Source organism: Brachybacterium netajii (SeqCode), from assembly GCF_054114245.1.
Window position 1 is genome coordinate 387,087 of sequence record NZ_JBSYXB010000001.1, and the last position, 12,637, is coordinate 399,723.

Genomic DNA, 12,637 nt, shown 5'->3' on the forward strand with positions numbered 1-12,637 from the left:
AGCGCTCGACGGTCCGCGGTCAGCGCTCGGTCGTCGGTTCCCGGTCCGGGCCGTGCGGCACGACGTCGACCTCGCCCGCGAGGACGCGGCGATCGATCTCGTCCTTCTCGGCGTCGAGGCGATGGAAGGTGAGCACGCCGTAGACGTAGAGCACCAGGAACGCGCCGCCGATGACATACATCGCGGGGACGACCAGCCCCAGCATCAGCACGGGGATCTGCAGCACGAAGCCCAGCAGATAGGGCCAGGCACGACGGCGCAGCAGGCCCGAGCAGAGCACCAGGGCCGCCGCCGCGCTCAGACCCCAGACCCAGTTCAGCACGCGGTCGTCGGGGTCGAGCTGATGGGCGACGAGCACGGCGAAGAACGCCACGAACGCCTGCACGACCAGGATGGTCGCCGCGACCATCCGCTGCGCGCCGTGGGCGCGCTGGGAGGGGACGAGGGAGTCCAGCAGGCCCTTCATCGGTCCTCCCCGTCGTCGGGCGCGCCCAGCAGCTCGCGCACCTCGGCGGCGAGGGTCACCGAACCGGCCACGACGACGCCGCCGAACTGGTCCCCGCCGGCCTCGGAGAGGTCGACCGCGGCCTGGATCGCATCGGGCAGCGACCCGATCTCGAGCACCCGGTCCTCGTCGTCGAAGACATCGCGGGCGATGTCCGCGAGCTCATCCGCGGGGATCGCCCGCGGCGACGAGGACGCCGTGATGACCACCGAGTCCAGGAGCGGCTCGAGGACCGCGAGGATCTGCTCGGCCTCCTTCTCCTGCAGGATGCCGACGAGGCCGACGGTGCGGGTGAAGCGGAAGTTCTCGCGGACGGTCCCGACGAGGGTCTCGGCGCCGGCGGGATTGTGCGCCGCGTCGACGAGGACCGTCGGCGACTGCCGCACCACCTCGGCGCGCCCCGGCGAGGTCACCGTGGCGAGGGCCGACGAGAGCATCTCGCCGTCGAGCGGGGTGCCCCCGCCCAGCAGCGCCTCGGCCGCCGCGACGGCCAGCAGCGCGTTGGAGGCCTGATGCTCGCCGAGCAGAGACAGGAACACCTCCTCGTAGCGCCCCGCGACGCCCTGGAGCGTCAGCAGCTGCCCGCCGACGCCGGGCGTGCGGGCGATCACGCCGATCTGCTCGCCCTCGAAGGCGGCCTCCGCGCCGAGCTCCTCGACGCGCTCGCGCAGGACGTCCAGGGCATCGCCCTCGGGCTGGGCGGCGATGATCGCGGTCGCGCCGGCGGTGAGGATCCCGGCCTTCTCGCCCGCGATCAGGTCGATCGTGTCGCCCAGGTACTCCTGATGATCCAGGCCGATGGGGGTGATCACGGCGACGTCGGGATCGACCGCTCCGGTCGCGTCCCAGGTCCCGCCGAGACCCGTCTCGACCACGGCGACGTCCACGGGTGCGGTCGCGAAGGCCTGGAAGGCCATCGCGGTGAGGTACTCGAAGAAGGTCAGCCGCGGCCCGCCCTGCGCGAGGGACTCCTCGTCGACGATCTGCGCGAACGGCAGCACGTCCTCGTAGGCCTGCACGAATCCGGCATCGTCGATCGGCACGCCGTCGATCGCGATCCGCTCAGCAGGGCTGCGCAGATGCGGGCTCGTGGTGCGGCCCGTGCGCAGACCGGCCTCCCGGAGGATCCGCTCGAGGATGCGGGCCGTGGTGGTCTTGCCGTTCGTCCCGGCGATGCGGATGGAGCGGTAGGAGCGCTGAGGATCGCCCATCAGCTCCATCACACGGCGGATGCGGGAGAGATCCGGTTCGATCCTGTTCTCGGGGGCGCGCTCGAGCAGCGCGGCATAGACCTCGCGCAGCTCCGGCGACATGACCGGACGAGACGGACGGGACGACGGACGGGGCACATCAGCTCCTGGGAGGAGAGGCGGAAGGGGCCGGTCCAGTGTACGAGCGGGGGCTGGGACGGGCATCCGACCGTGACCGGAGGCTCGCTCCTCCCCAATGCCCCTCGGTCCACAGTCCGTCGCGCCGGCCTCCGGCCGTCGGCCCGCGACCCTAGGTTCGATGCGAGGCGGGGCGCCCGTGCCGCCGGAACGGAGGGGACCATGCCGCAGGTGACCGCTCGCGTCGAGGAGGCGATGCGCTGGAGCGCACGCCGCCGCGACCCCCGTCGGGACATCAACCCCGTCTACCGGGCGCTGGCCGGGGCCGACGGCCCCGACCACGGCGACACCGCCTTCGGCCCCGATCATCCCGCCGTCGGCCCCGATGATCCCGCCGGCGGTTCCGACGTCCCGTGCGACGAGGCGGAGTCGGCCCTGCTCGCCCGCCACCTCTGCGCCCCGGCGCTGCTGATCGCGACCGTCGCCCATCAGGGCTCCACCCGCCGCCTGCGGATCTCGCTGACCCCGGACGCCGTCTCCCTGGAGTCTTCGCACGACGACCGCCCGTCCCGCTGGACCACCGGCGACCTCGACACGATCGCCCCGGCGCTCGCCGATCTGCTCGACGGCACCGGTCTGCACCTGGACGCCCCGCTCCTCACCGTGGATCGCGCGGCCGCAACGATCCGGCCGACGGCCGAGCAGGCCGAGCAGGCCCGCCACGCGCTGCGCGCCGGTAGTTCCCCCGAGGAGGCGTTCTCCGCGATCGCGGACCTCGACCCCCGCCTGCGCGCCGCCCTCGACCCTGACGCCCCTCGGCTGAGCCTCTCGCTGGTCCTGCACTCCCCCGGGCGCCGGGCCGAGCCGACCGCGGGGGCGGGTGCGCCTGCGACCGCAGCTGCGGCACCGCCCTCCGCATCGTTCTCGCGGCTATGGGTGCGCGGCGGCGAGAGCCTCTACCGGCTCGACGCCGGTGCTCCCGCGCCCGCCGTCCGTCCCGTGCCCGACGGCGACGTGCTCGGCACGCTGCTGCCGATCGTGCAGGAAGGCCTCCGCTTCGCCGCCGCCTGCCCCTCCGCGCCCTCCTCCACCCCCTCTTCCGCCCCTTCCGCGGAGGGTCCTCGATGACCGGATTCCTGGGCATGGACCCTGACGCCGTCCGTGACTCCGCCGAACGGCTCCGGACGGCCTCGACCCGGCTCGACGCCCTGCGCGGCGATCTCGAGACGGCGGCCCGCACCGTGCCCTGGTCGGGCGACGATGCGGAGAGCTTCCGCGACCGCTGGGCCGAGCAGGGCGGACGCGGTCTCGCCCTGCTGTCGGAGGGGATCGCGGCGATGGGCGAGGAGGCGCTCGCCGAGGCGGACCAGCAGGATGAGGCCTCCGCCGCCGAGTCCCCCCGAGAGCAGGCGACGGATGCCTCCGGCGGCCTCGGGGCGCCGCCGGGGCAGCCGTCCGGCAGGCCGTCGGCCGACCTATCGGGCGAGGCACCGCTCGAGAGCGGCTTCTCCTCGCTGACCGGAGCGCTCTCCGATGCCATCGGCTGGAGCGTGGACTCGGGGATCGATCTGCTGGAGGACGGGGTCGATGCCCTCGGCTCGAACTCCGACGGTATCGCCCAGTTCCAGCGGGACGTCGACCGCTTCGGCGGGATCCTCGAGGACTGGGTCACCGGCGAGCGCGTGCCGACGGTCGCGGAGATCGCCGCGGCGGCCCTGCTCGCCGGGGGCTCCGCGGGCGTGGGCGTCTACGAGGCCGTCACCGGCGAGGACACTCCCCTGCTCGACGATCGCCCCGGCGGCATCGTCACGGCCATCGAGGTCGACGAGCGTCCGGTGCCCGGCCCGCGCACCCTCCAGGACCTGGTCCTGGCCAACGATGCGCTCCGCATCCCGAACGACGGGCAGCTCCCGCTCGATGCCGGCAGGATCGGCATCCAGGAGGTGCAGGGGGCGGAGGGCGGGGACCCCGTCTACATCGTGCAGGTGCCGCCCACCGAGGGCGCCGGGATCACCGATGTGCCCGGGTCGTACGGCGAGCAGGGCAACTCCCGGGACTGGGCCTCGAACCTCCGTCTGGTGGCCGGGCAGCGCACCGCCGCGACGGAGGACGTCCTCGCCGCGATGGACGCGGCCGGGATCCCCGCCGGCGCGGAGGTCCTCCTCGTCGGGCATTCGCAGGGCGGGATCATCGCCCATCAGCTGGCCGCGGATCCGAGCGTGAACAGATCCACCGGCGCGGAGGGCACCTACGACGTGCGGGCGGTCCTGTCGATGGGATCTCCCGTCCAGACGGTGGCGCCGGCGCAGTCGAGCACCGTGGCGGTGAACGTCCATCACGGGGCCGAGATCGGTGCCGACGGCATCGCCGGGGATCTGATCCCGACCCTCGACCTGGGCGGCCTGCAGCTCGACGGCGGGACGCTGGAGGCCCCGAACCGCCATGAGGTGGAGCTCGAGGGCTATCCGGTCCGCTCCGCGGATCCGTTCGACGTCCTGCAGGCGAACCACGATTCGACGGGTCCCGATGACGAGGCCGACGGCGGCTATGCCGGCTCGCTCGCCCGCAGCACCGCCGAGGATCCGACCCTCTCGGCGTTCCAGGACGAGCTCACCGGGGTGTTCCTCGGGGAGGGCACGACCGTGACCCGCTCGCAGGTGGTCACCGTCGGCCGGGGGCCCGCCGCGTGATCGCGGCCGGCGGAGCGGCGCGACCGGAGCAGCGCGACCGGAGCGGCGACGGGCGGAGAGGCGCATCGCGCCCCCGTCCGGGACCGCAGGCGCGGTGCGGTCCCGGACGGGGGCGCGGATGGGGACGAGTGCGGCGGCTCAGGCCCGTCGGACCGAGACGGTGACCGCGCCGACGGCGACCTTCTCGCTCGCGACATGCGCTCCCTCGGCGGGTGCGGCCGGGACCTCGAGGCCGACGGCGAGCACCTCTCCCGCGACGAGGTCGCGATGAGCGGCGACGGCGGCGGTGACCGCCTCGTCCCCGTCGACGGTCAGCAGGATCCGGTCGGAGATGTCCAGCCCCGCCTCGCGGCGCGCGGCCTGGATCGCGCGGACGACGTCGCGCGCGGCGCCCTCCGCCTCGAGCTCGGGCGTCACGCGCGTGTCCAGCACGACGAAGTCGCCGCCGCGGAGCACGCCCACGGCGCGCCCCTCCAGGGCGGCGGAGTCGCCCGCGACCAGGTCGAGGGAGTACTCGCCCTCGACCAGATCGATGCCGCCGGAGGTGACGGTGCCGTCGTCGGCGACAGACCAGTCGCCGGTCTTCGAGCCCTTGATGACGACCTGCACCTGCTTGCCCAGGCGCGGGCCCGCGGCGCGGGCGTTCACGCTGAGGCGCTGCTCGACACCCATGCCCTGGGCCTCCTCGCTCGCGACGTCGAGCAGCCGCACGGCCTTGACGTTGAGCTCGTCGGCGATGATCGCCGCGAAGTCCTCGAGGGAGGAGGGATCCGCATGCACGACGGTGAGCTCGGCGAGCGGCAGACGGGCCCGCAGGCCCTCCTTCTTGCGCAGCGCGTTGCCGGCGCTCGCGATCGCGCGGACGTCGTCCATCTGGGCGACGAGCGCGTCGTCCACCGGGAAGAGATCGGCGTCGGGCCAGTCCGTCAGGTGCACGGAGCGCTCGCCCGTGAGCTCCTTCCAGATCCGCTCAGCGACCATCGGCAGCAGCGGGGCGATCACGCGGCACACCGTCTCCAGGCAGGTGGAGAGCGTGTCGATGGCCTGCTCGTCCCCCTCCCAGAAGCGGTCGCGGGAACGGCGCACGTACCAGTTCGTGAGCATGTCCAGGTAGTCCTCGACCTGCTCGGAGGCGTCGGCGATCGCGAGCGCGGTCATCGACTCGCGCACGGAGCGCACGAGCTCGCCGGTGCGGGCGAGGAGGTAGCGGTCCATGACATCGGTCGAGTCGTGGCGGGTGCGGCCCCGGTAGCCGGTCGGCGTCCCGTCGGCGTCCTTCGGCCCCGCCGCGTTCGCGTACAGGCCCAGGAAGTACCAGACGTTCCACAGCGGCAGCACCACCTGGCGCGTCGCATCGCGGATCTTGGGCTCGTCGACCACGAGGTTGCCGCCGCGCAGGATCGGGGAGCCCATGAGGAACCAGCGCATCGCGTCGGCCCCGTACTTGTCGAACATCTCGCGCACATCGGGGTAGTTGCGCAGGGACTTGCTCATCTTCTGCCCGTCCTCGCCGAGGACGATGCCGTGGCAGATGACGGAGGTGAACGCGGGGCGGTCGAAGAGCGCCGTCGAGAGCACGTGCATCATGTAGAACCAGCCGCGGGTCTGGCCGATGTACTCCACGATGAAGTCCGCCGGGTTGTGCGACTCGAACCAGTCGTGGTTCTCGAAGGGGTAGTGCACCTGCGCGAAGGGCATCGACCCGGAGTCGAACCAGACGTCGAAGACGTCGGTGATGCGACGCATGGTGGAGCGGCCCGTCGGGTCGTCCGGGTTCGGGCGGGTGAGCTCGTCGATGTAGGGGCGGTGGAGGTTGACCTCGCCGTGCTCGTCGCGCGGGAGGGTGCCGAAGGCCTCCTCGAGCTCCGCGAGGGACCCGTACACGTCGATCCGCGGGTGGTTGGGGTCGTCGCTCTTCCACACCGGGATGGGAGAGCCGAAGTAGCGGTTGCGGGAGATCGCCCAGTCGCGGGCGCCCTCGAGCCACTTGCCGAACTGGCCGTGCTTGACGTTGCCGGGGACCCAGTCGATCTGCTCGTTCAGCTCGAGCATCCGCTCGCGCTGATCGGCGACCTTCACGTACCAGGAGCTGACGGCCTTGTAGATGAGCGGCTTCCGGCAGCGCCAGCAGTGCGGGTAGGAGTGCACGTAGGACTGCTCGCGCAGGAGGCGGCCCTCGCGCTGGAGGATGCGGATGATCGGGCGGTTCGCCTCGAACACCTGCAGTCCGGCGATCTCGTCGAGGGCGGTGCCGCGGAAGTAGTCGAGGAACTGGGCGCCGTCGTCGACGGAGACGATGACGGGGATGCCGTACTCGGCGTTGACCTGCTGGTCGACCTCGCCGTAGGCGGTGGCCTGGTGGACCACGCCGGTGCCGTCGTCGGTGGAGACGTAGTCGGCGACGGTGACGATCCAGGCGTTCTCGGTGCCCCAGCGCTCGCGGTCCTCGGAGTAGACCGTCCAGAGCGGCTCGTAGGCGACGTGCTCGAGCTCGGCGCCGCGGTAGCTGCGCTCGTCGACGGCGGCGAGCACGTCCTCGGCGCTCGCGTAGCCGAGCTCCTTGGCGTGGGAGCCGAGGAGGGCCGCGGCCATGAGGTACCGGCCGGCGCCGGCGGCGGTGCCGTCGGCCGCGCCGAGCGGCCCGGCGGGGACGACCGCGTACTCGAGCTCGGGCCCGACGGCGAGGGAGAAGTTCGTGGGCAGCGTCCACGGGGTCGTCGTCCAGGCGAGGGCCTTGACGCCCGCGAGCCCCAGCTCCTCGGCCTTCTCGCCGACGAACGGGAAGGTGACGGTGACGGTCTGGTCCTGGCGATCCTGGTAGACGTCGTCGTCCATGCGCAGCTCATGGGAGCTCAGCGGCGTCTGGTCGTTCCAGCAGTACGGGAGCACGTAGTAGCCCTCGTAGGCGCGGCCCTTGTCCCAGAGCGTCTTGAAGGCCCACAGCACGGACTCCATGAAGGAGACGTCGAGGGTCTTGTAGTCGTTCTCGAAGTCGACCCAGCGGCCCTGGCGGGTGACGTACTCCTCCCACTCCTTCGTGTACTTCAGCACCGAGGCTCGGGCGGCGTTGTTGAACGCCTGGACGCCCATCTCCTCGATCTCGGCCTTCTCGGTCATCCCGAGCTCCCGCATGGCCTCGAGCTCGGCGGGCAGGCCGTGGGTGTCCCAGCCGAAGCGACGGTCGACCTTGTAGCCGTCCATCGTGCGGAAGCGCGGCACGACGTCCTTGACGAAGCCGGTGAGCAGGTGCCCGTAGTGGGGCAGGCCGTTGGCGAAGGGCGGGCCGTCGTAGAAGACGTACTCCTCGGCGTCCTCACGGCGGGCGATCGACGCCCGGAAGGTGTCGTCGGTGCGCCAGAACTCCTGGATCGCGTTCTCCAGGGCGGGCAGGTTCGGCGAGGGGACGAGGGGGTCTCCGGAGACCGGGTAGACCATGGGACAACCTCCGAGGCGGAACGGGTGCGACGGGCGCGGACGGCAGCGGTGCTGTCCGAGGACGCTCCCGGCGCAGAGCCGGCGGCGCGGTACCACCTCGGTTGGCGACCTCGCCCCGGACGGACCGGTGCGGGGGCGTCCCCTCGTTCCTCAGCTGTGACGGGCTGGTCCCGGCGGGTTCTACTGGGCTCCTCCCCTGTCGTTCGCACAACGGGCGGTGGGCTGTTCTTCCCGCGGCTCGCCGGTGATGGCCGGGTCGATGCCGATGCGCGCCAGTGTACGCGGGGCCCGGGGCGCCGTCATCCCTCCGCGAGCGGAAGAGACAGGGTGAACACGGTGCGCCCGGGCACGGACTCGACGACCACGTCGCCGCCGTGGGCGAGGGCGATCGCGCGCACGATGGAGAGCCCGAGGCCGGTCGTCCCCTCCTTGCCCGAGCGGGCCCGGTCGGCGCGGGTGAAGCGCGAGAAGACGTCCGGGAGCAGCTCGGGGTCGATGCCCGGCCCGTCGTCCCGGACGGTCAGGACCGCCCCGTGCTCCGCCTTCGTCAGGCGCACCGTCACGTGCGTCCCCGTCGGCGTGTGCTTGCGGGCGTTGGACAGCAGGTTCACGACGACCTGCGCGAGCTGCCGCGGATCGCCGCGGACGATCACCGGCTCGTCGGGCACCTGCACGTCCCAGCGATGCTCGCGGGCGGTCGCCCGGGCGTCCATCACGGACTCCAGGACGGTCTCCCCGAGGTCGATGTCCTCCTCGGCCCGGGGCGCGCCGTCGTCGAGCCGCGTGAGCAGCAGCAGGTCCTCCACGAGCGAGGTCATCCGCTGGGACTGCGCGTCGAGCCGGGAGACGGACTGCAGGCCCTGCGCGCTCAGGGGCTCGGTGAGCCGCAGGATCTCGGAGTATCCGCGGATCGCCGTGAGCGGGGTGCGCAGCTCGTGGCTGGCATCGGCGATGAATCGCCGCATCCGCTCCTCGCTGCGATGGCGGGTGTCGATGGCGCTCTCGACGTTGTCGAGGAGGTGGTTGAGGGCGCGGCCGACCTCGCCCACCTCGGTCCCCGGCACCGAGTCCCGGGCCGAGACGCGCTCGGCGAGGTTCACGGAGCCGTGGTCGAGCGGTGTGCTCGCGACGTCCGAGGCCAGGCGCGCGACCTCCTCGAGCGGGCGCAGGGTGCGCCGGACGATGAAGGAGCCGGCCAGCCCCGTGACGAGCACCGCGGCGATGCCCGCGATCAGCAGCGTCAGGTCCAGCCGCAGGAGCGTCTGGGCGACGGTGGCCAGCGGCAGGCCCGTCATGACGACGTCCTGGTCGGCATCGATCCCTGCGCTTCCGGATTCTGTGCTCCCGGACCCCGTCCCGCCGTTCGCCTCGCTGCTGTCGATCTCGCGGGTCAGCACCCGGTAGGAGCCGATCGACAGCTGCACGGTGGCCGAGCCCTCGCCCTCATCGAGGGCGGACTGCAGCACGGCGCGGTCCTCGGCGCCGAGGATCTGCTGCTCGCCGTGCTGGTCGCGCCAGGAGGCGGAGGTGACCACGCCGTCCTCGACCACGGCGGTCAGCTCGTACTCGCCGCTGTCGGGCGGCTGCTCCCCCGCGGAGGGGTCGGAGGGCAGCCCGCCGTCGCCCGCCGTCGTCCCGTCGCCCTGGACCGGCTGATCGGACGGGCCGCCGAGCGCATCGAGGAACTGCTCGCGCGAGACGGCACGGTCGGCGGCCCGGTCGAGCTGGTCGTCGAGCTCCGCATGCAGCTGGGTGCGGACGGAGGCATGGGTGACGACGGCGACCGCGAGGCACACCACCGCGACGGTCGCGATCAGCAGGGCGACGAGGGTCGTGCGCATGCTGAGCCGACGCGGCCCCTGCCCGCGCCCGTCTCCGCGCCCGCCCGCGAACGCGGCGCCGTCGTCGGCGGTCGCGGCCGTCGCCTCGCCCGGGGTGCTCATCCGGCGGGCTTGAGCACGTAGCCGGCCCCGCGGACCGTGTGGATCATCGGCTCGCGGCCGACATCGATCCGCTTGCGCAGGTAGGAGATGTACAGCTCGACGATGTTCGCCTGCCCGCCGAAGTCGTAGTTCCACACGGCCTCGAGGATCTGCGCCTTCGAGAGCACCCGCTGGGGGTTCTCCATCAGGTACTGCAGCAGCTGGTACTGGGTCGCCGTCAGCGGGATCTCGTCGCCGCGGCGGGTGACCTCATGCGTATCGAGGTTCATCACGAGGTCGCCGACGACGAGCTCATTGCTCCCCTGCGCGACGACGCCCGAGCGCTGCACGAGGCGGTGCAGCCGCAGCAGCACCTCCTCGATCGTGAAGGGTTTGGTCACGTAGTCGTCGGCCCCGGCCGCGAGGCCGCCGATGCGGTCCGACGGCGCATCCATGGCGGTCAGCATCAGGGCGGGGATCTCCGGGTGCAGCGCACGGATGCGGCGGAGCACCTCGACGCCGTCGAGGCCGGGCAGCATGCGGTCCAGGACCAGCACGTCGGGCCTGGTCTCGCGGGCGACGCGCACGGCCTCGAGCCCGTCGCCGCTGATCGCGACGTCCCAGCCGATCATCTGCAGGGGGAAGCGCAGCAGGTCGGCGATCGTCGGCTCGTCCTCCACGACGAGGACGCGCACGGGCGAGCCGTCGGGATGCTCGAGGCGCGGGAGCGCGGCGAGGGCGGAATGGGCGGTGTCCGACACGGGGTCCTCCTGTGGTGGCCCGGCATGGGCTGGTGGCTCGAGCGTAGACCGCGGCCGATCCCCCGTCATGGCTTCCGCGCCCCCTTCACAGGGACCTGGTCCCGCGCGCACAGAGGATGCACAGGCGGGCGCTCTTCCATGGGTATCGGACGTCGACCGCAACGGAGCCCCGCCGGGGCACCCCGGCTGCGGCACCGGACTCTCCAGGAGGTCTCGATGACGAACGATGACGGCGCGACGACGCGACACAGCTCTCACCGGATGCCGATCCGCCCCGCGGCGGCCACTTTCGGGGCAGCCGCGCTGCTGGTCCTCTCCTTCGGTCCCGCAGCACTCGCGCTGCAGCCCTCCTCCACCACCTCCGCTGCAGGTCACAGCCAGATCCAGTACGAGACGAGCACGGTCTCGACGACGACGTCGACCGCATCCGAGCGCAGCCGCGAGGACGCCTGACGCTCCCCGCGGAGCTCCCGATCCCGCACGGGACGCTCCCCGACGACCTCGAGGGAGACCGTCGTCACCCGAAGGTCCCGTTCCGCTCATGAGATCCTGGACGGACCGCCGCCGCGGGAATCCCCCGGTCCGGCCCGTCGTCACTTCCCATGAGGAGCGAGCATGTCGCTGTTCGGAGAGCCCTTCACCGCCAAGTGCCTGAAGTCCGGCATCACCGTCGAGGTCGAAGAAGGCCAGTCCCTCCTGCAGGCGCTGCTCGATGCCGGCGTCTCGATGGACTATTCGTGCGAGGGCGGCGTGTGCGGCACCTGCGTCGTGCCGCTGGTCTCCGGCGAGGTCGAGCACATGGACGAGTTCCTCATGGACGACGAGCACGAGACTCAGATGACGACCTGCGTGTCCCGCGGGGTCGGCGAGATCGAGATCGACGTCTGATCCTCCCGGGGGCGGCCGCCGCCGTCCCCTCCTCCGTCATCGCCCCTGCGAAGCAGCTGGTCCCGGCGGGCGATCCGCAGGGCCCCCTCCACCGGCGAGCGCGCCGGCAGCACGGCGAGGCCCCGTTCCGCGAGCGCCGTGCGCACTCTCCGCGACACCTCCGGATTGTGCTCGAGCACGGACCCGGTCAGCACCACCGGCCCGCTGGCGCCGCGCACCGGCTCCCCCGCCGACCGCTCCCCGCGCGCCGGATCGCCCCGCACCGCGTCGACGGCGGCGATGAGCGCGTCGGCGGCCTCCCGCAGGATCCCGCTCGCGGTCGGGTCCGCGGGGACGCGCTGAGCGATCGGCGCGAAGGTGCCCCACTGCGCAGGGTCGAGACCGCGCACGGCGGCGATCAGCGGCTGTCGCGGATCGGCCGCGCCGATCCCGAGATGATCCAGCAGCAGCGGCGTCAGGGCCGTCGACGGCCCGCGCCGGTCGAGGTCCGCAGCGACGGCCCGCAGGACCTCACGCCCCATCCACACCGCGGATCCTGTGTCCCCGAGCAGCCAGCCCATGCCGTCGCAGCGCGTGACGGGGCGATGGTCCTCGAAGCGGACCGCCGCGGCGCCCGTGCCGGCCATCAGCAGCAGCCCGTCCCCGCCCGCGGCCCCGGCGGCGAAGGCCGTCGTCCGGTCGTCGACCACGCGCACGTCCTCGCGGTCGATCCCGAGCTCGGCGAGCGCACCGCGGACGAGCGACTGCACCTCCGCATGGTGCGCAGGGCCGGCACCGGCGATCCCCAGCACGGCGATCACGCGGAAGGGCTCCGTGCCGCGCACGCCCTCGAGGATCTCGCGGAGAGCGTCGGCGACCGGGAGGAAGCCGCTGCGGTGGGTGGAGTTCGGGTTGTAGCCGGGTCCTTCGGCGCGGGCCAGGGTCCGCCCGGGGCCGACGATCGCAGCGTCCGGCGGCGGTTCGTGCAGGCGCAGGCGGCAGCGGGTGGCGCCGACGTCCCCGCCCAGCAGCAGGACGCGCGGAGGCGGCGACCCTCCTGAGGGGGGCGTCGGTCCCGCCGGCGGCGGCGCTGCGGATGTCGGCATGCGGATCATGCTAACTTTTTCTG

General features: G+C 72.7%; 10 protein-coding genes. 3 read left to right on the forward strand and 7 right to left on the reverse strand.

Annotated elements, in window-relative coordinates:
• Window positions 1-19 precede the first annotated feature (19 nt).
• Both ACXET9_RS01715 and ACXET9_RS01720 read right to left on the reverse strand, forming a co-directional pair.
• Window positions 20-466: a DUF4233 domain-containing protein gene (locus ACXET9_RS01715; protein WP_457884277.1), complete on the reverse strand. Its 447-nt coding sequence runs from the start codon at window positions 464-466 to the stop codon at window positions 20-22.
• Window positions 463-1,818, reverse strand: coding sequence for a bifunctional folylpolyglutamate synthase/dihydrofolate synthase (locus ACXET9_RS01720; RefSeq protein ID WP_457884279.1), 1,356 nt, complete (start codon window positions 1,816-1,818; stop codon window positions 463-465). The genes ACXET9_RS01715 and ACXET9_RS01720 overlap by 4 nt, the downstream gene beginning before the upstream one ends.
• 246 nt (window positions 1,819-2,064) lie before the next feature.
• Here ACXET9_RS01720 and ACXET9_RS01725 point away from each other — a divergent pair, with 246 nt between their 5' ends.
• On the forward strand, window positions 2,065-2,961 hold the full coding sequence (locus tag ACXET9_RS01725) for a hypothetical protein (protein ID WP_457884281.1): 897 nt from the start codon (window positions 2,065-2,067) through the stop codon (window positions 2,959-2,961).
• On the forward strand, window positions 2,958-4,523 hold the full coding sequence (locus ACXET9_RS01730) for a WXG100 family type VII secretion target (protein WP_457884283.1): 1,566 nt from the start codon (window positions 2,958-2,960) through the stop codon (window positions 4,521-4,523). The genes ACXET9_RS01725 and ACXET9_RS01730 overlap by 4 nt, the downstream gene beginning before the upstream one ends.
• A gap of 138 nt (window positions 4,524-4,661) precedes the next feature.
• Here ACXET9_RS01730 and ileS read toward each other — a convergent pair whose 3' ends face one another.
• From ileS to ACXET9_RS01750, 4 genes are all read right to left on the reverse strand, one after another.
• The gene (gene ileS, locus ACXET9_RS01735; RefSeq protein ID WP_457884285.1) at window positions 4,662-7,958 is read right to left on the reverse strand and encodes an isoleucine--tRNA ligase; all 3,297 of its coding nucleotides are present in this window, start codon (window positions 7,956-7,958) and stop codon (window positions 4,662-4,664) included.
• Between the two features lie 299 nt (window positions 7,959-8,257).
• On the reverse strand, window positions 8,258-9,901 hold the full coding sequence (locus ACXET9_RS01740; protein ID WP_457884287.1) for a sensor histidine kinase: 1,644 nt from the start codon (window positions 9,899-9,901) through the stop codon (window positions 8,258-8,260).
• Window positions 9,898-10,641, reverse strand: a complete 744-nt coding sequence (locus ACXET9_RS01745) for a response regulator transcription factor (protein WP_457884288.1) — start codon at window positions 10,639-10,641, stop codon at window positions 9,898-9,900. The genes ACXET9_RS01740 and ACXET9_RS01745 overlap by 4 nt, the downstream gene beginning before the upstream one ends.
• 371 nt (window positions 10,642-11,012) lie before the next feature.
• Window positions 11,013-11,162 carry a hypothetical protein gene (locus ACXET9_RS01750; protein ID WP_457884290.1) on the reverse strand — a complete coding sequence of 50 codons (150 nt, stop codon included), beginning with the start codon at window positions 11,160-11,162 and terminating at the stop codon, window positions 11,013-11,015.
• Window positions 11,163-11,256: 94 nt separating this feature from the next.
• On the opposite strand from ACXET9_RS01750, the gene ACXET9_RS01755 reads away from it, so the two are divergent.
• Complete coding sequence (locus ACXET9_RS01755) at window positions 11,257-11,529, forward strand: 2Fe-2S iron-sulfur cluster-binding protein (protein ID WP_457884292.1); 273 nt, start codon at window positions 11,257-11,259, stop codon at window positions 11,527-11,529.
• On the opposite strand, the gene ACXET9_RS01760 is transcribed toward ACXET9_RS01755, so the two are convergent.
• Window positions 11,475-12,614, reverse strand: coding sequence for an N-acetylglucosamine kinase (locus tag ACXET9_RS01760; protein ID WP_457884294.1), 1,140 nt, complete (start codon window positions 12,612-12,614; stop codon window positions 11,475-11,477). The two genes, ACXET9_RS01755 and ACXET9_RS01760, sit on opposite strands and share 55 nt — an antisense overlap.
• Window positions 12,615-12,637 lie beyond the last annotated feature (23 nt).

Bases quoted from the DNA above. Each gene is read 5' to 3' on its own strand.
- ACXET9_RS01740 (WP_457884287.1), bottom strand. From the start codon at position 9,901: ATGAGCACCCCGGGCGAGGCGACGGCCGCGACCGCCGACGACGGCGCC.
- ACXET9_RS01715 (WP_457884277.1), bottom strand. From the start codon at position 466: ATGAAGGGCCTGCTGGACTCCCTCGTCCCCTCCCAGCGCGCCCACGGC.
- ACXET9_RS01760 (WP_457884294.1), bottom strand. From the start codon at position 12,614: ATGCCGACATCCGCAGCGCCGCCGCCGGCGGGACCGACGCCCCCCTCA.
- ileS (WP_457884285.1), bottom strand. From the start codon at position 7,958: ATGGTCTACCCGGTCTCCGGAGACCCCCTCGTCCCCTCGCCGAACCTG.
- ACXET9_RS01720 (WP_457884279.1), bottom strand. From the start codon at position 1,818: ATGTCGCCGGAGCTGCGCGAGGTCTATGCCGCGCTGCTCGAGCGCGCC.
- ACXET9_RS01730 (WP_457884283.1), top strand. From the start codon at position 2,958: ATGACCGGATTCCTGGGCATGGACCCTGACGCCGTCCGTGACTCCGCC.
- ACXET9_RS01755 (WP_457884292.1), top strand. From the start codon at position 11,257: ATGTCGCTGTTCGGAGAGCCCTTCACCGCCAAGTGCCTGAAGTCCGGC.